At 67.6% G+C, this 21,120-nt stretch carries 13 protein-coding genes; 7 read left to right on the top strand and 6 right to left on the bottom strand.

Annotated features, from left to right (window positions below):
• The 3 genes from ACQEUR_RS15745 to ACQEUR_RS15735 all read right to left on the bottom strand — a co-directional run.
• Nucleotides 1-3,150: NACHT domain-containing protein (locus ACQEUR_RS15745; protein WP_433031005.1), on the bottom strand; the 3,150-nt coding region annotated here is incomplete at its 3' end.
• 724 nt (nt 3,151-3,874) lie between these two features.
• Nucleotides 3,875-4,072 carry a hypothetical protein gene (locus ACQEUR_RS15740; protein ID WP_433031003.1) on the bottom strand — a complete coding sequence of 66 codons (198 nt, stop codon included), beginning with the start codon at nt 4,070-4,072 and terminating at the stop codon, nt 3,875-3,877.
• 652 nt (nt 4,073-4,724) lie between these two features.
• The gene (locus tag ACQEUR_RS15735; protein ID WP_433031000.1) at nt 4,725-6,179 is read right to left on the bottom strand and encodes an Ig-like domain-containing protein; all 1,455 of its coding nucleotides are present in this window, start codon (nt 6,177-6,179) and stop codon (nt 4,725-4,727) included.
• Nucleotides 6,180-6,699: 520 nt separating this feature from the next.
• Here ACQEUR_RS15735 and ACQEUR_RS15730 point away from each other — a divergent pair.
• From ACQEUR_RS15730 to ACQEUR_RS15715, 4 genes are all read left to right on the top strand, one after another.
• Entirely contained in the window at nt 6,700-8,682 is a 1,983-nt protein-coding gene (locus ACQEUR_RS15730; protein ID WP_433030997.1) for an amino acid transporter, read from the top strand.
• Nucleotides 8,683-8,864: 182 nt separating this feature from the next.
• Nucleotides 8,865-9,020: a hypothetical protein gene (locus ACQEUR_RS15725; protein WP_433030994.1), complete on the top strand. Its 156-nt coding sequence runs from the start codon at nt 8,865-8,867 to the stop codon at nt 9,018-9,020.
• Between the two features lie 65 nt (nt 9,021-9,085).
• Complete coding sequence (corA, locus tag ACQEUR_RS15720; RefSeq protein ID WP_433030991.1) at nt 9,086-10,174, top strand: magnesium/cobalt transporter CorA; 1,089 nt, start codon at nt 9,086-9,088, stop codon at nt 10,172-10,174.
• A gap of 318 nt (nt 10,175-10,492) precedes the next feature.
• A complete protein-coding gene (locus ACQEUR_RS15715; RefSeq protein WP_433030988.1) occupies nt 10,493-11,305 on the top strand; it encodes a hypothetical protein in 813 nt (270 codons plus the stop codon).
• Nucleotides 11,306-11,446: 141 nt separating this feature from the next.
• Here ACQEUR_RS15715 and ACQEUR_RS15710 read toward each other — a convergent pair whose 3' ends face one another.
• On the bottom strand, nt 11,447-12,505 hold the full coding sequence (locus ACQEUR_RS15710; protein ID WP_433030986.1) for a magnesium and cobalt transport protein CorA: 1,059 nt from the start codon (nt 12,503-12,505) through the stop codon (nt 11,447-11,449).
• Between the two features lie 469 nt (nt 12,506-12,974).
• Between ACQEUR_RS15710 and ACQEUR_RS15705 the strand changes: the two genes are divergently transcribed.
• A complete protein-coding gene (locus ACQEUR_RS15705; protein WP_433030984.1) occupies nt 12,975-14,705 on the top strand; it encodes a substrate-binding domain-containing protein in 1,731 nt (576 codons plus the stop codon).
• 134 nt (nt 14,706-14,839) lie between these two features.
• Here the strand turns inward: ACQEUR_RS15705 and ACQEUR_RS15700 are convergent, their stop codons facing one another.
• Entirely contained in the window at nt 14,840-15,799 is a 960-nt protein-coding gene (locus tag ACQEUR_RS15700; RefSeq protein WP_433030981.1) for a VWA domain-containing protein, read from the bottom strand.
• Nucleotides 15,800-16,291: 492 nt separating this feature from the next.
• On the opposite strand from ACQEUR_RS15700, the gene ACQEUR_RS15695 reads away from it, so the two are divergent.
• Nucleotides 16,292-17,410, top strand: coding sequence for a magnesium and cobalt transport protein CorA (locus tag ACQEUR_RS15695; protein ID WP_433030979.1), 1,119 nt, complete (start codon nt 16,292-16,294; stop codon nt 17,408-17,410).
• Between the two features lie 1,304 nt (nt 17,411-18,714).
• Here the strand turns inward: ACQEUR_RS15695 and ACQEUR_RS15690 are convergent.
• Nucleotides 18,715-19,299, bottom strand: a complete 585-nt coding sequence (locus tag ACQEUR_RS15690) for a TetR/AcrR family transcriptional regulator (RefSeq protein ID WP_433030976.1) — start codon at nt 19,297-19,299, stop codon at nt 18,715-18,717.
• A gap of 55 nt (nt 19,300-19,354) precedes the next feature.
• Between ACQEUR_RS15690 and ACQEUR_RS15685 the strand changes: the two genes are divergently transcribed.
• Nucleotides 19,355-20,533, top strand: a complete 1,179-nt coding sequence (locus ACQEUR_RS15685; RefSeq protein ID WP_433030974.1) for a lipase family protein — start codon at nt 19,355-19,357, stop codon at nt 20,531-20,533.
• Nucleotides 20,534-21,120 lie beyond the last annotated feature (587 nt).

Genomic DNA, 21,120 nt, shown 5'->3' with positions numbered 1-21,120 from the left:
CAACACCAGTCCGTCGGGGCTGACCGCGACCCCGAGGAATCGATCGGAGGTCAGCCGACCGATTCTCGCTCCCGTGTCGATGTCCCACAGCGACACCCCCCAATCCTCGTCATGCTCGAAGGTATCCCCCCAGGTGACGAGCCGGCGCCCGTCGCCGCTGAACATCAGCGTCCGTATGCCTGTGGTCGGCCGAAGCGGCGCAATCGTCTGGCGGGTTGGGACGTGCCAAAGCTGCCAGCTGTCCGAGTCGCCCACGGCTAAGGTCTGGCCGTCCGGGCTGAAGGCCCCCCGAAGCCGGGACTCGCTCATTTTTCCAGCGGGGTCGTCGCCGTCAAGATCGGTGGACCATCCGGTGAAGGGATTCAGCAGCCGCAACCCGTCTTCATGACTGTCGACAGCCAACGTATGTCCATCCGGGCTCAGGGCGACCACGGAGTCGACCCTCGCGAGGATGGTTTCGGCGCCGGTGCGGGTATCCACGGTAAGCACCGACGTACCGGTTGGGCAGGGGAGCGGGGCAGAGGCGCAGAAGTCCTGGTTTGTGACAACTGTCAGACCCGACCCGTCGGCGGTGAACTTCATGATCACACGGGCGTGCAGGCCGAGCGGGCGCTGGGTCTGGGCCCGCGCCTCGCCCGTATGTCCGTCCCAGAAGTAGATCTTTCCGCTTTCGCCGACGGTCGCTACCAACCGCCCGTCGGGGCTGAAGGCCGGATCCGCCGTTGTCGTGCCGAGATCCGCGAAGGAGCGCGGGTCGGTGAGTCGGGCGGTGACGGGCAGCATCGCCAGCACGGTGGTGGCCACGACGAGGACGGCCAGTCGCCGGCGGGCCGTTTTCCACCGACTATCCGACACCGGGTCCGGCTCTGGTGACGCCGTATCACCGGGCGGCGCTGGTGCCCACTGGTCAGCGACGTATGACCGGACCAGATCGTGACGGATCTGGTAGGCGGCGCCGGCCTGCCGGAGTACTCCGGCCTGGTGCGCGTCCCGCAGGAAGCCCATCAGTCGCCACGGCAGTCGGCCCGTCATGGCGAAGGACACCCGGGCGAGCGAGTACAGCAGCCAGGCCGACGCCGAGCCGGACAGGACGAGAATCCCGGTCAAGCCGCCCACACCGATGCCTATTATCGGGCTGTAGGTGGGATGGGCATTGATGAACGCCCACATCGTCACCGTCACTGCCGCGACGACACCACCGACCGTTACCAGCAGGGCGGTCCGGTCGGCCGCCAGGACCGATTTGGGTGAGGGACTGTGCCGTGTGTCGGTGACGGGAGAATTCAACCAGCGCCCGACACCCAGTACCACGGCGATGAACGCGATGGTGACGCTCGCGGCGGCCAGGGCATAGTCCAGGGTCATCTCGACGACGGCTGGGCCGATGAGTGCCACTGGGACCCCGAAGACCAGGCCGACTCCCAGACCGGACACCAGATGCGACGGCAGCGCCCGGAGCTGGGGCGTGCTGCGACGCGGCAGCCCCGCACGACCGGACCCGAGCCGGTAGACCAGCACGCACGATAGTCCGATCAGGGCCACGATCAGCGTGACGTCCTGCCAGGCAAGGTAGTAGATGGTGTCGACAACGCGCACGCTGACCGCGTCCGCCGCCGATCCGGCGACCCTATGCAGGGCGAGCACGACGACCGCGCCAAGCCCAGACATCGCCGTCGCCGCGAGGTAGATGTCGCCGACGCCCAGGACAATGCCCCGCAGGCCGGACCAGCGAGTCGTTCCCGGCTGGTTGGGCGACGTGACCCGCGCGGTGTGCAGGGCGCCGATCAGCCCGAGGAAGAAAGACGTGATCCCGAACAGGAACAGCGTTACCAGAACGTCTTCGTAGAAGACGTTACCGAAGATGAGCCCGTAGAGCAGGCCGAGGGCGGTGGACGCGGCGGTGATCCATGCGATCAGCAGCCAGCGCGGCAGCGCCGCTCCCAGCCGCCACCAGTACAGGTCGGGGTCCGCCGGTCCCGCCGGCAGACGCCGGATGAGGAACGCGAGCCAGCGGCCGACCTGTTCGGCGCGGTCCGCCCCGTACACCGACGGGAGGAACCGGGCGAGTAGCTGTCGTTGGACGGCGTCCGGGCCGTCCAGACCGACCAGCTCCTCCGGTCTGGTTTGTGGTCGCTGGTAGACCTGTCGGGCGAGGGAGATCATCAGTGGGGTCGACAGCGCCGCCGCGATCGCGCCGCCAGGATCGGTCCGCAGCGCGGTGGTGACCTGGTCCCAACGGGTGCTGTCCCGAGTCTCGCGATCCGTCAGATAGGTGGCCGCGTCCTCGGGGTCGACCGGTTCGATCTCCAGGACGGCGGCCTGGGGTAGCACGCCGACCTCGCTCGTTGCCTCCGCGAACTCGCCGGTTCGGCAGGTCACTACCATCCGCAGCCCAGCGCCGGTCGCCTCTTCGAGCTTTTCCAGGGCCGCGCCGCGCAGTCCGGACGGCATCTCGTCCAGGCCGTCGAGGACCGGGATCACCTGGTGCTGGCGCACCAGTTGGTCCGCCTCCGCAGCGCTCAACTGCGGATAGTCCTGGCAAATGCGTTGGGCAATCCAGCCTTCCACCGTGTCGTGCCCGGTCGGATCCCAGGCGGCGACCGAGAGCGGAACGGGCACCGCGTCCCGTTGGTCGCCGGTCGTGACGGCGGCGACGACATACAAGAGCACGACTGTGCTCTTGCCGGCCCCTGGCTCGCCCAGGATCACGACCTGCCGTACAGCCGGATCGGCGAAGGTGTCAACCAGGACCGCCCCGGGCGGCGCCTCGTCGTCGGTGACCAGCACACCCTGAGGCTGACGGATTCGTGGCCCGCGATCCGGCGCGACCTGCACGCCCCGCAGGCTGGTCGGACGCCACCGCAACCGGATGGGCCGCGGTAGGTGCAGGTTCCGGGAACTGACCTCCCGCGTCCACGTTCCCCGCACCGCCTGACGCAGCCGGACCAAAGCCGCCTGGTCGTCCACCTCCACCCGGCGACCCGCACGGTTCACCAGCCACACCACGACCCCTACGGCCGCCACCACATAGGCGAGCAACGCTGCCAAAATGCTGGCCCACCTGTCCGCCCTCTCGACGCCCTGAGCGGACATGAACCAAAGCAGCACCCCGAAACCGCCGACGGCGACGAACAAGAACGCGACGACCACCCTGCCCCACCATGATCCCATGTGACCGTCCAACCTCCCCCCGCCAGTATCACCCACGCTGATGTCATCCAACGGCCCGCACCAATCGCGGAACCACACGGGATCACGCCAGCGAACTCCGCCCACACATCGGACCCGAACCGATGGCACCATCCAGTCACAGCCGGGCGCCTTCGTCACGCACCCCTCACTCCGGCTACCGAGACACAGAACTCCGCACGCGGAGACCATGGCGGTCTCGACGCACTCACATGCCGCGATCCGGGTGTCATCTCACGTCCACCGATTACTCATCGTGAGTGGCGGAGGTAGGTCGCCGGGGCCGCCGCCGTCGCGGCGTATGGAGCGCTTCGCGTCTCGGACCTCTGCACATTGGCGTACCCGCCTCTGCACTGGAACCCGTACGCTGACACCACCGTCGCCAGCCCACCCACCGACACGGCACTCACCGGCATCATGACGCTCGGCCACGCTGCCGAAGACCCAGCAGTGCCCACCGCCCACCTTGCTAAACGGCGGCGACCCACCGATCTGGTCACCTGGATGCGCTAGGCAAAACCCACCCCGTGTCTCACGAGACATCCCGAGTCTGGAGAAGGACGGCTGGCTTCTCTGAACTTGTCAACTCTCCGCGCAACGGATGTGGCGCCGCCCCTGAACTGGCGAGTGCACTGTTCGCCATCGGGAGCGCTGTTACACCTCGGACGTGTCGAGGCCGGCGCGTTCAGCAGCAGGTGAGTAGGTACGCCCGTAGGTCGTCCAGTACGTCCAGGACGCCGGCCCGGTCAGCGCGGTACAGGACGATCTTGCCCTCGCGGCGGGAGGTGAGGATGCCGCCGCGGCGTAGCAGTGGCAGCTGCCGCAGTTGGCCTGCTTCAAGCGCAGCACGGGTATCGAGACTGCCGTAGAACGGGCGTGGCACCGATCAAGGATAGCTGTCGGGTTTTTCCTCTCAGCCCTCAATTCTGTGCAGAACTGAATCCGCCGGCAACGGCAGCCGAGGTTGACCGCGTTGCAACTACCCATGGGGAATGGAACTCCGAGGCGTCCTCTCTCCTACGTAATGGCATAAGCCTCCGCATCGGGCGTCAGGCGGGCACCCGAGCCGCCCGTGACGGGACTCCGTCCGTGAAGGCATGCCGTCAACAGTCACCCGAGCCATGAATCACCGCCGATGCATCCGCAGCTGTCGAGATTGGTGCGCCAGAGCCTGGCGTTCAACGCGTCGGTGACCTTCTGGCTGCGATGTCCTGCAGGCCGGGACAGGAGCCCTTGCCGGAAGCGGCCATCTATAACGAACCCAAGCTTTCATGTAAAAGTGTTCGCGTTAGATCCTCGGCACCGCCAGCCGCCGGTTTCCTATTGATCCGGACCGGCCTGTATCACCCATTTGGGTGAGCTGTCGGCGTAAGCTTCCGCCCTCACACTGGACTGATATCGTCATCGGCGATGGGTTCGGTGGCGGACGCACGCCAGAAGAGGCGGTTTTTCTCATATTCGCATCCGCCACCGAGCCCATTGCTGCAGCGGCGCTTCCTTGTCTGTTCCGGGTAGCTACGTCGAGCCGGACCTGATCACCAGCGGGCTGCCTGTTCCGTCGCGATTTGGTGATGACAGGGCAGCGTTTGCCACAGCTGACTTCCGTCTGCGCGGTGTGTGAGCCGAAGGCCGACGCTCCGCTGCCGACATGTAGGACACCGACGCTCGCGCCAAATGCTGGTCTCCGAGTTGTCGTATGCCGCAAAACTGCGTGGACCGGGCAGCCAGCCCATCATCTGAGGCTCAGTTGCGGATTGTTCATTCGGATCTCTCTGTATGCGCTGTAGGGTGTGGGTTCCGTCATGCTCGGCATAGCTTGCAGGGTCGGTCATGCGTGTGGTTGCTTGTTGAATCCCGAGGCTCGTTCCGGTTGTGGGGGATTCAGCAGTGGTTTCGGGCGGGAAGGTGAGGTAGACGGTGGCGCTGCTGCGCCGGTCGTCGCGGACGAGTTGGTAGGTGAACCGGTCGGTCCGGCCGTGCTGCGGGTTCGGCCGGTAGAGGATCCGGCGGTCCGAGAGGACCTGCACGGTGCCGTATCGGGGTGGGACGGTGACGACCACGTCGGTGTCGGCGGCGGCCCAGTCGTTGGCGAGTACGTTGATCGCGATCGGCCTGACCCGGGTCAGGTAGACCCGGTCGGTGTTCGCGTCCGGCCCCCGGACGAAGGTGCCGAAGCCGGTGCCGTGGTAGATCTCGACCTCGCCGGTGGCGATGTCCGTGGTCCGCACGTCCGGGATCCGGTCAGGGCTGGAGTAGACGACTGCGACGCGCCAGCGCCGGGTCCCCGTCGGGTCCAACTCCAGTTGCCGTGCCGTGCCGTCGTCCAGCAGCACGACCACTCCGCTGCTGTTGTCGGCGCAGGCACCGCTGTAGGTCAGCAGCGTGTCCATCGCCCGGTCGCCGTCGAAGTCGATGTGCTGGAAGCCGGGCGTGTTGGCCGAGCACCATTGCTGTGGGCCGGCTACGGGAGTGGTGTCCTGCATCAGGGCAGTCGCGTAGCCGCCCGGCCCGACGGTGAAGGGGGTGAGGACGCCGGTGCCGGCGAAGTCCTGCCGGCCGACAAAGGCCGGCGCGACGATCGGCGAGGTGTAGGTGGTGATCGTGTCGAAGTCGTGGTCGATGGCGAGCCGGTTGTAGGCCACCCCGGGCGGTGGGCCGGCGCTCCAACCGACCCAGAGTTCGTCGGCGTGGTCGCCGTCGGCGTCGAAGGCGGTGCCGATGTCCGGGCAGACGATTCCGGTGTGTCCGCCGGGACGGGTGTAGACGTGCGCGACCGGCGGCACGTAGACCCCCGGTCCGGCGCCGTACTGCACGATCACCGAGCAGAGGTCGGGTTCGACCGCGCCGAGCACCGCGCGGTCCTGGATGCCGTCCAGGTTGAAGTCGCCCATGATCGGGTCACCGGGTGCACCGGCCGTGGCGGGTGGGGCCGCCGCCAGCAGGGCGGCGGTGGTGAGGATGGTCAGGGTGGTGCTGCGCCTGCTCCACATGGCGCTCTCCTTGCTCCGAGTGCCGCACCGTCAAGTTGCGGCTATTCGGTGAGATTAGGAGCCTTCTCCGTAAACGAATCGGCACTGACCGTGATCTGACAGCTACGACCAGTTACGGGAACTGTGGGACGGATGGCCCGCAGGACGCGTACGCCCTGGTCCCGAGTGCTGTCGGGGGAACAGGTAGCTCATGGCAATCGGCTGCCGCTGCCCGCTAGAGATGACTTCCGTCCGCCGTCTTCAGGAGCGAATTTTTAACGCGTTCTTGACGCTCGTTAGTCGTGGTACCGCTCCTGGGAAACCTAATCTGCTGGGGTGGCCGAGCGAAGGATTTCTTCTCGGATGGTGCCGCTGCTCAAATTGTCTCGTTCGATTGATATCTCGCCCGCTTGCACGGCTTGTCGCGGGGCGGTCGTGGGACGGGATGTGACGGAGGTCCCGTTCCCCAGCTCACGGGTATGGAATCGAGCCGGCGGGGGTACGGTTCGGCGCTGTCCTGGGCCGGCGGGGAAGAGGACGAATGGACGTTTCTGAGGATCTCGCGGTACCGGCGGTGGTGGACAGTCCGGCGCGCCGCCCCCAACCGGTGGGTCCGTTGGCGCGGTGGTTGTTGCGCCATCAGGTACAGCCGGTCGGGCCCGCTACCGGTGAGGCGCATGCTCGGCCGCACGCCTGGTGGAAGGTGATGTGCCTGACCGGGGTGGACTACTTCTCCAGTCTGGCCTACGTGCCGGCGATCGCTGTGCTGGCGGCGGGGGCGGTGTCACCGCTGGCCACGTTGTTGATCGTGGCGCTGACGCTGTTGGGCATGCTGCCGATGTATCGGCGGGTGGCCCGGGAGAGTCCGCACGGTGCCGGTTCGGTGGCGATGCTGAAGGATCTGTTGCCGTTCTGGTGGGGCAAGCTGTTTGTGCTCGTGTTGCTGGGTTTCGTCGCCACGTCGTGGATCATCACGATCACCCTGTCCGCGGCGGATGCCTCCGTGCACGTCGTGGAGAACCCCTACCTGCCGCACATTCTGCACGGACATGAGGTCGCCTTGACCGTGTTCCTGCTGCTGGTACTGGGTGGGGTGTTCCTCCTCGGCTTCAGCGAGGCGGTCAGGGTCGCGATTCCGCTGGTCGCGGTCTTCCTCGGGCTCAACGCGGTGATCGTTGCCGTGGGGCTGGTCGAGGTGTTCACCATGCCGGGTGCCCTGTCGGCGTGGACCGCCGCGCTGGCCGACGGCGGGAGCGGGTTCGGTGGTCTGGTCGGGCCTGCCCTGCTGGCGTTCCCGCTGCTGGTACTGGGCCTGTCCGGGTTCGAGACCGGTGTGAGCATGATGCCGCTGGTTGCCGCCGACGGCGACGACCAGCGGCAGCGGCTGGAGTCCAGGATCCGCAACACCCGCCGCCTGCTGACCGGCGCTGCTTTCATCATGAGTGTCTACCTGCTGGCCAGCAGCTTCGTGACGACCGTGCTCATTCCCGCTGAGGAGTTCCAGCCGGGCGGTGAGGCCAACGGTCGGGCGCTGGCCTGGCTCGCCCACGAACAGCTCGGTGAGGCGTTCGGCACCGCCTACGATCTGAGCACCATCATGATTCTCTGGTTCGCCGGGGCCTCGGCCATGGCCGGCCTGGTCAACATCGTCCCGCGCTACCTGCCCGGCTACGGCATGGCCCCGGAGTGGGGCCGGGCGGTGCGCCCGGTCGTCATCGTGTACACCGTGATCTGCGTGGTCATCACGATCGCGTTCGGCGCCGACGTCAACGCCCAGGCGGGGGCGTATGCGACGGGCATTCTGGCGATGATGGTGTCCGGCGCGTTCGCGGTCACGGTGTCGGCGGTCCGCCGCCGACACCGGTTCGGCGTGGCGGGCTTCGGGTTGCTGACGGCGGTGCTGCTGTACGCGCTCGTGCACAACATCATCGCCAAGCCCGACGGCATCGCCATCTCCGGCATGTTCATCGCGGGAATCATCGTCGTGTCGCTGATCTCCCGGGTCACCCGCACCACGGAACTACGCGCGGATCGTATCGAGTTCGACCCCGAGGCTCGTCGGTTCATCACCGAGTCGTTGGCCCATGATTCGGCGCTCAACATCATCGCCAACCGCCGCCAGGCCGGTGATGCCGCCGAGTATGCCGCGAAGGAGCGGGAACAACGCAGCAGCAACCCGATTCCAGAAATCGCCGACGTACTGTTCCTCGAGATCGACGTGGTGGATCCGTCAGACTTCAGCGACGCTTTGGTGGTGCGTGGTGTCGAGGTCAACGGTCACCGGGTTCTGCGGGCGGCCTCCCCGGCCGCGCCGAATGCCATCGCCGCGATCCTGCTCGCTCTGCGGGACACGACAGGCGTCCGTCCGCACTGCTACTTCGCCTGGGCCGAGGGCAGCCCCTTGGTGCACATGTTCCGGTACCTTCTCCTCGGTCGCGGTGACACCGCTCCGGTAGTACGGGAGATCACCCGCCGCAACGAACCCGACCCCGACCGCCGGCCCGGCATCCATGTCGGTGGCTGACGACCTCGGCACATGCTCCCACCGCAGCCCTCCGCCGCGGCGGTGTGCCACTACTGGGAATCGGCCACTGCCTGGCGCCCTGGCATGACGCGGACGGCTGCGGTTCAGGGCGGCTACGCTAGCGGCCGGAGGCATGATCGGCAGCCGGGAGGAGAGCCGGACGTGTTCGGCGGTGGTGAGGCATGAAGGATGCGACTGGTCTGGCCAACCGGGAGCGCAGCCGGTTCCGCCGGGCGATTCCCGCGTTGCTCGTACTGGCGCTCACCCTCTGGATCATCGCGATCATCACGCTGATAGCTATCGATCCAGTACCAGGTAGCGGAAATCCGATGGATTGACCTGCATTGGCCTCGCTGTTCAGACCCGCTGGGCGTATGGGAAGTTTCGAGGGGAAGGTGTGTTGATGCGACGCGGGCATCGGCAACTGCGAACGGGTGACGACCAAAAGACGTCGGGCAACATTCCGGATCCGGAGACACCGGGACAGGTCAATGAGCGCGGAGTGATTGACTACGCGCTCTATGTCGACGGCATCCGGCAGGCCGGAGAGCGTCCCTTCACCGACCTGCACGCCGAGGCGCAAAGCACACCCGGCGGCTTCGTGTGGATCGGACTACACGAGCCATCCCCCGCCCTCCTGTCGGACATCGCCCGCACCTTCGAGTTGCATCCCCTGGCGGTCGAGGACGCACTCAGCAGACAGCAACGCCCGAAGCTGGAGAGATACGAGGACGTGACGTTCCTCGTCATCCGCGCTGCGGGTTACGTCGAACACGCCGAGATCACCGCCAGCAGCGACATCATCCACACCGGGGAGGTCAGACTTTTCGTTGGGGAACACTTCGTCGTCACCGTACGGCAGGGCAGTGTTGGAGAACTGGCTTCGGTGCGCTCCGATCTCGAAGCGCACCCCGAGTTGCTCGCCGGCGGCCCCTGGGCCGTCGTCCACGCGGTGTTCGACCGCATGGTAGACGTGTATGTGGAAATCACCGCCGCGATGCAAGCCGACGTTGACGCGATGGAATCCCAAGTGTTTGAACGCACCGCAGGCGCCAGCATCGAACACATCTATCAGCTCAAACGGGAGCTGATGGAATTCAAGCAGGCAACTCTGCCACTGCAGCGACCACTCGCGATGATCCTGGACGGACGTACGGTCCGCCTGTCAAAAGAACTACGCCGCTACTTCCGCGATGTCGCCGACCACCACACCCGTGTGGTTGACCAGGTCCTCGCCTATGACGACCTACTCAACACTGTGGTGCAGGCCCGCCTGGCACAGGTGACCGTCGACCAGAACAACGACATGCGAAAGATCGCCGCGTGGGCGGCAATCGCCGCCATGCAGACCGCCATCGCCGGAATATACGGAATGAACTTCACCTTTATGCCGGAGTTGCAATGGCGCTACGGGTATCCCGCCATCCTCACCGTCATGCTGACCAGCGCCGTAGTGCTGTACCGCTACCTGCGACGCGCCGGCTGGCTCTGAACGCCACACGGTTCGCGGGAGCCGGACTACGACTCGTGCACCGGGCAGGCGGGCGTCACGAATTACGCTAGAACAGTCAGCCCGGTGGCGATTGGCAGGACAATGCTGGCGGGCAGGCAGGCGCGAGTTGGCGCGGGCATGGACTACAGCGGAAAACCTACCGGTGGTCCTGGATGACTAGATGCGCAAGCCGACGCCACGACTTCATGCGACTGAGCGCGCCACGCCTGGCTGGGTCTCACACCCGGCTCTGGATGAGCTACCGGTTGTAGGACCTCGCGATGGTGCTCGCCCGGGTCGTGATGTACCAATGGCGGTATGTCGTTGCGCGCCCGTGTGCTGTTGTTCGTCGCCCTGCCCATGGTCGTCGTGGTGCTGTTCGCCGCCGTCGGGGTGGTGTGGTGGCGTTGGGACAGCGCCCGGCAGCCGGACGTCACCGATGATGTGCCGCGGATGAACGAGGTCATCGCCGCTGCTCTGGTCGCGGCAGGGGATGAGGCGGCGGTTGCCATGAGCGGGGTTTACCGGGCCGCCACCTGCTCGCTCGGGCCCTTTCGTGGGGGTGGGCAGTTCACCCGCACCGCGGACCTGTACACCGACCCGGGGAGCGAGGACGCGTTGATCAGCCGTATCGCCGCCGGCCTCCCCTCGTCCTACCGCGTCGGGCGAGGTGGGACGGCGGTCAGTGGAAACGCCGCGCCGCTGACCGCCAGCCTCGGTGGGGTGCAGTTGTCGGTGCGGCATCTCGGCCCGGGATGGGTTACCGCGCGGGCGCGTACCGGCTGCACCGGCGGCGCGCAGGGATCGGACGGCGCTGGGGACGCCTCCGGTGGGGCGGCCGGCGAGACGATCGATCGGCTGCTGTCCACGCTGGGCGCCAGCGCGGGCGAGGCGTACCGCCACAGCGTGGACTGCCCCACTGGCGGACAGGTGGTCACTCTCGCGGTGCTGAGTCGGCCCACCGGCAGCGCGGCGCTCGCCGAGCGGCTGCGCGGGTCGGTACCGGCCGGCGCGCGCCAGTTCACGTCGCCGTCGAACCGGATCTCCTACCGCCAGGGCCCCGTTTCTGTCATTGTCGCCGCCTCTGATGACAGCACGGCGGTGACTGCCCGGCACACCACCATGTGCTGAACGCCAGCGGGCGACCGGGACCGGCCCGGGGTCACCCCGGGACGGCCCCATCCGTCAGGCAACACCTGTGGGAGATTGGGCCCCACCTCGCGCGCCGCTCGTGGCCGCCAGTTGGGTGGTGGCGTGAGGTAGAGCCTCCAGCTAGAGCCAGGTACGGTGCTTGAAGATCACGTACAGGCAGACGGAGGCCAGCAGCATCAGACTCAACGCGAACGGGTAGCCGAAGGTCCAGTGCAGCTCGGGGATGTGTTCGAAGTTCATCCCGTAGACGGTGCCGATCACGGTCGGAGCGAACAGGATCGCCGCCCAGGCGGAAACCCTTTTGATCTCTTCGTTCTGCGCGTAGCTCGCTTCGGTCAGGTTCTTGACCTCCTCGTTCTGCGCCTGCGATACCAGCGTGGCGTTGAGGGTGAGAATGTCGGCCAGGATCTGCCGGAAACCGTGGACGCGCTCCGCGACTGTGGTCGCGTGGTCGGCCACGTCGGTCAGGTAGCGGCGCAGCTCCTCGTCGATGCCGTACTTCTCGAACCCGGCCTGAAGATCCCGCAGGATTTCCAGCAGCGGTCGGGTTGCCCGCTGGAACTCGATCACCTCCCGCGACAGCTCGTAGATCCGCCGGGTCACCCGCGGGTCACGTCCGAACACCTCTGTCTCAATCTCGTCGATGTCGTGCTGCAACCCCCCAACCACCGGCGCGTAACCGTCAACGACGGCGTCGAGGACCGCGTAGAGCACCGCCTCCGGGCCCCGCGCCAACAGGCCCGGGTCGCCCTCCATCCGCCGGCGTACCGCGGCCAGGTCAGGCGCCTGCCCGTGTCGGACCGTCAGCACGAAGTTCGCCCCGACGAATACGTGCACCTCGCCGAAGTCCACCTCCTCCGCCTCGTCCAGGTAGCGGGCCGCCCGCAACACGACGAACAAGGTGGCGCCGTAGCGTTCCAGCTTCGGCCGTTGGTGGGCGACGATCGCATCCTCGACTGCCAGTTCGTGCAGGCCGAACTCCTCCGCCACCGCCAACAACTGTGCCTCGCTCGGCCGGTATAGGCCGATCCACGCCATCGTGCCTGGCTGGTCCCGCAACCATCGCCCGGTCTCCGCGACGTTCGACGGCACGCCGGCCCGTCGCCCGTCCCGATAGACAGCGGTGGTGACGACGCTTTCCTCCACCGGCGCGGGAGCGTCGTCCGTTCGTGGGTCCATCGACAGCTCGGGCGGTGACTGCTGCGGATGGCGGTCACGGAATCGGCGCCACCGTTTCGCGGGACCAGGCAACCGCGAACGCCCATCTCCCATCACTGCCTCCCCATCCGGCGCAGCCATTCGCCCCGTCAACCCCGGCCCTTCCCAGCCGGCCGGCGAGGTCTCTCATCCCATCAAACCAGCGACATCCTGCGGGAACGTGCCAGTTGCGTCCGACCCGGCGGCCCTCGGGATGCTGTCGCTGGGGCACCCGCACCGGCACGGATTGCTGCAGCACGTCCACCACCGCTCAAACCTTCCGGGCACCACAAGCAGCCTGGCGACGTGACTCGTCGGGTAGGCCGCCAGCAGGTTGTTCGAGGCGACAAGCCGGAGCCATTCGAGAGAGTTACTTCCGAGTTTCGGACACCTGAGGCCGGCCGCGAACGGTTGGGGTGTCAGTATTGTGCCCGTGTCTGGCCGTCATCGCATGCATCGACGCCGCCCGAGGATAGGTGCCATCGCCGTGGCGGTGGCGGTTGTCGCCGTGATGTCGGGCGTGCCACTGGGCTACCAGCAGCTGGCAGCGTCACGCTGCACCGGTCAGGTCAAACTCACCCTGGCTGCCGCCCCGGAAATCGCCCCGGCCGTGCAATCCGCCGCCGAGGTTTGGACTGAACAGAACGAGGACGCCGGGGCGGTGTGCGCAGCGATCTCTGTCATCCCAGCCGAACCGGCCGACGTGGCCGCCGCGCTCGCGACGGTGCATAACGTGGGCTTGGCCGGGGTGGGCCAGGGCAACCGCACGACCGTCATCCCTGACGTCTGGCTTCCCGACTCCTCCACCTGGCTGCTGCGGCTGCGCGGCGCCGCCTCGGACTTCACCCCAACCGACGGTGGCTCGATCGCCCGCAGCCCGGTCATCGTCGCCATGCCCGAGCCGGTCGCGGCCGAGCTTGGCTGGCCGAACGCCACACCAAGCTGGGCCAGCCTGGTGGAAAAGATCACCACCGGTGTCGGGCTGCGTACGGGCATCGTTGAGCCCACCCGCGACGCGGCGGGTCTGTCCGGGCTGATGGCCTTCGGCCAGGCCGGTTTCAACGCCCGGCAGGAGAGCACAGCGGTACTGCGGGCGCTGGCGACCGGACGCTCCGTGCTCCGCGATGACCTGACCGCCCAGTTTCCCCGGTCCGCCGACATGGGGACGCTCAGCTCCGGGTTGAGCATGGCGCTGCTGTCGGAGGAAGACGTGATCGCCTACAACGCGACCCACCCGCCCGTGCCACTTGCCGCGCTGTACCTCGATCCGGCGCCGGTACCGCTGGACTATCCGTTCGCGGTGCTGCCCGGCACCGACCCGGTCAAGGTGGCCGCCGCCGACCGGTTGCACCAGGCGCTGGAGACCGAACGCTTCCGTACCGATCTTGCCCGCCAGGGGCTGCGCGCTCACGACGGCACGTGGGGTGCCGGCTTCTCCGCGCCGACCGGTGCGCCGAGCCCCTCGGGCGGCACGGCGTCGGCGTCGCCGAGTACCGGCGGCACGGCGGCCACACCCGCCGACTCCGCCGCGGTCGATCGGGCCCTGGCCGCCTGGTCGGCGATCACCGCGCCGGGCCGGATGCTCGCCGCCATCGACATGTCCGGCTCGATGCGCGGCCGGGTACCCACCGCCGGCAACGCCACCCGCATGCAGGTCACTCGGCAAGCGGCCGAACACGGCCTGGCCCTGTTCAACGACGACTGGACCGTCGGCCTATGGGTGTTCTCCAGGCGACTGGACGGTGCCAAGGACTACCGACAACTCGTTCCCATCGGGCCGCTGTCCACCCAACGCGGCCAGTTGCGCGACGCGCTCAGACAGATTACGCCGCAGCCCAACGGCGGGACCGGCCTCTACGACACCACCCTCGCCGCCTACCGGCAGGTGCAGGACGGCTGGCAGAGCGGCCGGGTCAACTCCGTGGTCATCCTCACCGACGGCGTCGGCAACGACGACCGGGACGGTCTCTCGTTGGAGGCGCTGCTCAGCCAGCTCACGAAGCTCAAGGACGAGATGCGCCCGATCCAGGTCATCATCGTGGGCATCGGAGACGCGGCCAACCGGGACGCCCTCGACCAGATCACCAACACCACCGGCGGCGGCGTCCTCATCGCCGAGGACCCGGCGAAGATCGGCGAGGTCTTCCTCAAGGCGATCGCGCTGCGCCCCGCACCGCGCTGAATTCCCTCCGCCCATCCACCATGCTCGCCGCGCAGCATGCAACAACTCCCGGACGGACGGGACGTCCCTTCCTGGCTCCGTCAGGCGGTGTCCCTCCTTGCCACCCCAGCCGCTGGCACCCGGCCCGGCGGCGGTCATGGTAGGCGGGCGAACCACAACATCGAGCCGGCCGCCGCTGCCATCGCCAACAACAGGCCCAGCCCGATGAAGCGGGCCGAGATGTCCTGCCGTTCGGTGCGGTAGCCGATGGACGTGCCGAGGTCCTCGTACACCGTGCGCAGTTCTTCCTTCGTTCCCGCCTCGTGGAAACCGCCGCCGGTCTCCTCCGCAACCACTCGCAAGGTCTGACCGTCGACCGGTACCCGGACTGCCCGTCCGCCCAACTGCATGGCTCCGCCGGCAGTGCCGAACAGGATGGTGTGCACGGGCACCTGCGCGGCCACGGCGTCTAATGACGATTCCATGGGGTCGCGCCCGGCGGTGTTCGCCCCGTCGGAGAGCAACACGATCCGCGCCGGCGGCGGATCCTTCACCGCCTCGGCATCCAGCGTCCTCACCGCTTGCAGGCAAGTGTTGATGGCCTCGCCGATCGCGGTTCCTGGCACGCCCGTGCTGCCCTCGGCCAGACGTCGGATCCCCGCGTGCAACGCGGCCCTGTCGGTGCCAGGCGGGATGAGAACGGCGGCGCTGCCGGCGAAGGCCACCAGCCCGACGTTGAAGTCCTCAGGAAGGAGGTCGGCGAACTCGTGCGCGGCCGTCTTCGCCGCGCTCAGCCGGTCCGGCGTCACATCGGTGGCGAGCATCGACGAGGAGACATCCACCGCGATCATGACGGTGGCCCTTTCCCGAGGCACCCGCACCTCGGCGGTCGGCCGGGCGAAGCCGAGCGCCAACAGCGCCAGCATGGCCAGAAAGAGACTGGCGGGAACGTGACGACGCCACCCCGGTCGGCGCGGCGCCACCCGGTCGAGTAACCGCAGGTTGGTGAACCGCATCGCGTAGCGGCTGTACCGCCGTTGCACGGCCACGTAGACAACCGCGAGAGCGACAACACCCAGCAACAGCAACAGCCGACTGGGAGATTCCCACCTCACGGCGCGCCCCGCACGCCCGGCCCACGACCCCGGCCATGATCTGTGCGGCGTCGCGGTCTTTGGTGTTGACCAGCGTGTCTGCCATGCCACGGCTCAAACACGCCAGGGACGGCAAGCCGTACCCGTATGCGCTGCCGGCGACCGAGGCGGTTGAGGCCAAGGCGTGGGCGGTGCGGGTTGGAGCGGCCCCACCTGTCGTGGTCGCCGCGCGACCCGCCCGCCCGGCCCGGCATGTCTGGCGTGTCCGTCACGGCGCGGCGTTCCCCATCTCGCCAGGTTCCAAACCGCCACGGGCGGTTGCCGGTGGCGGATCCCTCAACGGCTACGGTGGCCCTGGCGTCGCGGAGATCACGTGGCAGCGGCGGCGTCCGGAGACGGTCCGAACTACCGCGGCGTCGCCCGAAGGGGCGGGCCGAGCGTCAAAGCGGTGGACCCGGCTCGGCCGTGTGCCGGCGGGCCGCGCGGTGAGAGAGGGGCTGAGGAATGGGCAGGATGACACCAGATCTTCGTGCGGGCGCTGTTCGGGACCGGTTGACCGCGCCGGTGCGTCGGCTGGTAGCCGAGATGGTCATCGGCGGCGAGGCCCGGCCCTCCGCGTTGCCGTCTCCGCGCCGCCCGCTGGATCCGGTCGTCGACTGCGCCGCGTACGTCGGCGGCAAACGCCTACCGGGTCAGCTCGATTACCGGCGGGCGTTGACCGCCGCGCGGGCCAGCGGAGGGTTCGTATGGCTCGGACTGCACGAACCGAGGGCGAGCGACTTCGCGCCGGTGGCCCGAGCATTCGGGTTGGACGACCTCATCGCCGAGCACGCCGTGAACGCCGACCACCGGCCGGCGGTCGAACGCTACGACAAGACAACAGTGATCGTGCTCCGCACCACCCGCTACGTGGAGCACCAAGAACTCACCGAGACCTCAGAGGTCGTGGAAACCGGCGCGGTGACCGTGTTCATCGGCCCCCGCTTCGTGATCACCGTCCGACACGGCCCATCCGGCGCACTGGGACCCGTACGCGCTAACCTCGAAGCCCAGCCCGCTCTGCTGGCGCTCGGGCCATGGGCAGTGGCCCAGGCGGTGTGCAACCAGCTGGTCGACTCCTATGTTCAGGTAGCCGCCGCGATGCAGGCCGATATCGACACGGTCGAGGAGCAGGTCTTCGCCCGATACACCCACGACCGGATCGCCCACATCTACCAGCTCAAACGGGAGCTGATGGAGTTCAAACGCGCGATCGCCCCGTTGCAGCATCCCCTCGCCGCACTTGTCGAGGACCGGAAGTTGCTCCCGAAGGAAGTCGGCCGGTACTTCGGCGACGTCAACGGCACCCTGGCGCGCACGGTGGAGCGGGTGACGGCCTACGACGACCTCCTCGCCTCGGTCCTCCAGGCGCGACTGGCCCAGGTCACGGTCAGCCAGAACAACGACATGCGCAAAATCGCCGCATGGGCGGCCATCTTCGCGGTCGAGACGTTCATCGCCGGGATCTACGGGATGAACTTCGAGCACATGCCAGAACTGCAGATGAGGTACGGCTACGCGGGAGTGTGGCTGGTCATGGTGGTCGTCGCGATCGTGTTGTACCGGGGGTTCCGCCGCAACAAGTGGCTATGAAGAACCGGCACGGCCGAGGCGACCGAGATCGGAGCCGCGGCGCCGACCAGTAGCCACCGACAGGAGAGTTCGCAGGCCGCGCGCCTCATCCGTACGTCGCCCAGGCCGGCCGGACCTGGCAAATGTCATCGAAGCGACCCGGGAATTGTGCTCGACATGGCCCAATCTCGAAGCAGCGATCACCTCGCCGTGGGCTCATCTCGCGTCGCCTGCGCAGTGAATGGTTTCCTTGCCCTCTGGCCAACTAGGCGGCGTAGTGGCCAACTATCTGTCGCAGTCACAGCTGGCGTTGCGGGCCGGGCCGGACGCCGTTAGGCTCGGCGCTCGAACGTGAGTACGAATCGACTTCCCCCGGTTCGATCGCGACCTTGTGTGCGGGGCAAGGCGCCTGGGATGGCATCTGGGCTACTTATGTCCACGAGATTGACCTGGTGGACTCCCAAGGGGGCCGTGGCCGTGGACGTGGGATAGCTCGTCGCTGCGCGGTTGGGGGAACGCTACGCGCGAGTCGTCCGAGACTATGAGGGCCGAGGGCCGGGGGGATAGCAATGGAGGGCACCGATCCAAGACGGGCCCAGGAGGCCGCCGGCCGGCGTGCCTGTAAGCGGAGGCGACGGCGGCAGGTCGTGGATCAACCACAGTTGCGCCGGGTGGTAATGAGGCGCGGCTTGAAGTCGCCCACGCAGACGCCTGGGGCCGTGATCAGACGTGCGCGGAAGAGACTCGGTTGGAGTCAGGCTCGGCTGATTGCTGAAATGCGTATGGCGGCGAAGCATCACGGGTTGGAATTGCCTGTCACGACTCGCTTTGCTCCATGCTTTCTCGCTGGGAGCGCGGGCACCATGTGCCTGACGAGACTAATCGGCGCTTACTGTGTGATGCTTTAGGGATTCCGCTGAGGAGTCTCGGCCTACCGATTGATCCATACTTCAAGTGGCCGCACAGTTGATGGAGGACGATTAAAACTAACGCTCGTCGGTGGTGAAGCGCTTAGTACTCCAACGTCACTTGATCTTTCGACTGGTGGGGCTACCGAGATCGATTCAGTGTCCTCACTTGCGTCGTAGTCGGTCTCGTCATCGCCGTGACGATCGAATCGGCCGGGCCCGCTTGTGAAAAAGGGCTCTATGTTCCAAATCCACGGCGTCCGAGCGTGGCCGCCGAAGCACTCAACCGTCGCAGACAACGCGTGCTCGGTCTCGTCTACTCGCTTGGAGTTCACCTTCGACCCGGGCAGTCACTCGCGGTGACGCTGGTGGGGTGCCCGCGGCGGCGTCGGCTTGGAGCCGGGGTTAAATCACAGGTTAGATCAAGCTGCGGTTCACCAGCGCGTCCAGTGCGGCAAGAGCCTGTTCGCGGGTGAGGCTCGGCGGCTCGTGCAGCAGCTGGATGGTGAGTCCGTCGAGTACGGCCAGCACGGTGAGGGCTTGGAGTTCGCTGTCCACTGTCGGCGCCACGTCGCCGCTGGCCTTGCCGCGCTCCAGCAGGCCGGCGATGTCGGCGCGGAGTTGGAGCGTGGTAGCGGCCTCGACCTCACCCAGGCGTGGGTTCACCACGGCGCGAGCGGCGAAGGCGAGCCAAACCCGGGCGTCGGTCGCCCGTTCGGCGTCCAGTGGAAGCCACTGGCGCAGCACGTCGCAGAGGCGGTCGACCGCGTTATGAGCGGGTTCGAGGGCGTCGATGCGGCGAACGAGGCGGTCGTTGACGTGGTTCATTGCCAGCAGGAGCATGTCGTCCTTGGTCCGGCAGTAGTACTGCACGGTGCCGATGGAGACGCCGGCCATGCTGGCCACCTCTCGGATCGAGACCTGGTCGAGTCCGCGTTCGGCGGTGATGGCCACGACCGCGTCGAGGATGCGTTCCCGAGTCTCCACCGCGCCACCCCTCATACGTCCGTACTATACGATCGTATTATCGCCACACCCGCCGCCCGGGAGGAAACGCATGACGCTGCCCAGACACGTCCGGTCCGCAGTGATTCTGCTCGCCGTTCTCATCCTGACCGCCGCCGCCCTGCTCTCGGTCACCGGCGGCGCCGAGGCGGCTGCCCGCCCGCGCACTCCGGGCGCGCTGGTCAGCCACCGCCCCGCAGAGCTCGCCAAGCCGCTGCGCGACATCGGAGCCAAGGGGTACCACGTCACCTACTGGTCCACCACGGCCGGGGGCCGGCCGGTGAGGGTGACCGGGCTGGTCATTGTCCCGGGCGGACGAGGGCCGGCGGGGGGCTGGCCTGTACTCAGCTGGGGCCACGGCACCACCGGCGTCGATGACGCCTGCGCGCCCACCCGCCTGGACAGCTTCCCCTACGCGAACCACCTGTCGGCGTTCGTCCGCGCCGGGTACGCCGTCGCCGCCACCGACTTTCAGGGCCTGGGCACCGAGGGCCTGCACCCCTACCTCATCGCCGAGGTGGAGGCCCGCAACATGATCGACGCGGTCCGTGCCGCCCGCGCCGTCGGCTCCCCGCTGTCGAGGACATGGCTCGCGAACGGGCACTCGCAGGGCGGTCACGCCGCCCTGGCTACGGCGGAGATCGCACCGACCTACGCGCCGGAACTCGACTTCCGGGGAGCCGTCGCGCAGGCGCCAGCCTACGACGTCAGCCCCTACGTCGACACGCTGGGACAGATCCTGCCCGAAGAGCAGTACTTCCACCTGGCCATGCTCATCGGCCTGAAAACGCAGTACCCCCACCTCCGCTACGCCGACTACCTCGGCCCCAACGCCCGGGTACTGCTACCGATCGTGCAGAAGGAGTGTGTCGACGAGGCGATTGCGAAGGTAGTCGCCGCGAAGGTGCCACCTACGGAGTTCGTTCCCCGGAGCGCCCGCGCCACCGAGCGCCTGCGCCACTGGTTGGACGCCAACGGGGTGCCGCGCGCGCGGACCCAGGCCCCCCTGCTGATCCTCCAAGGCGAGGCCGACACCACCGTCCCGGTCGACGCCACCCGCGACACGGCGCGACAGGCGTGCGCACTCGGCTCCACCGTGGAGCTGCGCACCTACCCGGGCCAGAGCCATGGTGGCGTCCTGGACGCCGGCCTCCCCGACGCCCTCGACTGGCTGGCGAAGCGCCGCGCCGGCACCCCGCCCCCGTCGACCTGCGGAGCCGCGACCCGCTGACACCGCCGTGGTACACGCCACACGTATGCGGCGGGGCGGGCACCACCGCCGCCCGCCCCGCCGCCACCCGACCCGGCGGGCCGAGCCGCGTGTGGAGGTACTGCGCCAACACGGACCCTGATGTCGCAGCGATCAACGCCGTCGAAAGTCAGTTATGGCGGAGACACGGAGTGTCCAACAGCGTCGACAGGAAGACCCCGACACGGAATCCGCACGACTTGGCGGCTACGAAACGGTCGAAGCCGCGTCCAGGACAAGCAAGACACGCCCTTGAGGCTCTTGTCGGTCGGCCCGAGAAGCCAGTCCCAACCTTGGCTACTTCTAGAGCGGCGTGCACCCTTGGCTGCGATCCCAGCCAAGGGAAGGCGGCGACGGCGCGGCACCTAGCAACGTCACTGGGCTTCGGCGTTGGGTGTGGCGTGGGCATGAGGACGGCCACCGCGTTGATGATCGATGGTTTGTGAGGACAACCGAAGATCGTGCGGTGGCCGTGTGCCACAGCGTAGACCCCGCCGGGTGGCGGGTCTTCCTGGACGAGGCGGTGACGCGTGTCGCTGGCCGGTTCGTGCGACCGGAGCCTCGTTCGG

The sequence above is a fragment of the Plantactinospora sp. CA-290183 genome (assembly GCF_050936375.1).
Taxonomy (GTDB): domain Bacteria; phylum Actinomycetota; class Actinomycetes; order Mycobacteriales; family Micromonosporaceae; genus Plantactinospora.
Note: the sequence above shows the minus strand (reverse complement) of the source record. Positions and strands in the feature narration are given on the sequence as shown.

What these genes read in the sequence shown, in the direction of transcription:
- ACQEUR_RS15705 (WP_433030984.1), top strand. Translation starts at nt 12,975, where the DNA reads ATGCATCGACGCCGCCCGAGGATAGGTGCCATCGCCGTGGCGGTGGCG.
- ACQEUR_RS15710 (WP_433030986.1), bottom strand. Translation starts at nt 12,505, where the DNA reads ATGGACCCACGAACGGACGACGCTCCCGCGCCGGTGGAGGAAAGCGTC.
- ACQEUR_RS15695 (WP_433030979.1), top strand. Translation starts at nt 16,292, where the DNA reads ATGACACCAGATCTTCGTGCGGGCGCTGTTCGGGACCGGTTGACCGCG.
- ACQEUR_RS15735 (WP_433031000.1), bottom strand. Translation starts at nt 6,179, where the DNA reads ATGTGGAGCAGGCGCAGCACCACCCTGACCATCCTCACCACCGCCGCC.
- ACQEUR_RS15685 (WP_433030974.1), top strand. Translation starts at nt 19,355, where the DNA reads ATGACGCTGCCCAGACACGTCCGGTCCGCAGTGATTCTGCTCGCCGTT.
- ACQEUR_RS15730 (WP_433030997.1), top strand. Translation starts at nt 6,700, where the DNA reads ATGGACGTTTCTGAGGATCTCGCGGTACCGGCGGTGGTGGACAGTCCG.
- corA (WP_433030991.1), top strand. Translation starts at nt 9,086, where the DNA reads ATGCGACGCGGGCATCGGCAACTGCGAACGGGTGACGACCAAAAGACG.
- ACQEUR_RS15725 (WP_433030994.1), top strand. Translation starts at nt 8,865, where the DNA reads ATGAAGGATGCGACTGGTCTGGCCAACCGGGAGCGCAGCCGGTTCCGC.
- ACQEUR_RS15690 (WP_433030976.1), bottom strand. Translation starts at nt 19,299, where the DNA reads ATGAGGGGTGGCGCGGTGGAGACTCGGGAACGCATCCTCGACGCGGTC.
- ACQEUR_RS15715 (WP_433030988.1), top strand. Translation starts at nt 10,493, where the DNA reads ATGTCGTTGCGCGCCCGTGTGCTGTTGTTCGTCGCCCTGCCCATGGTC.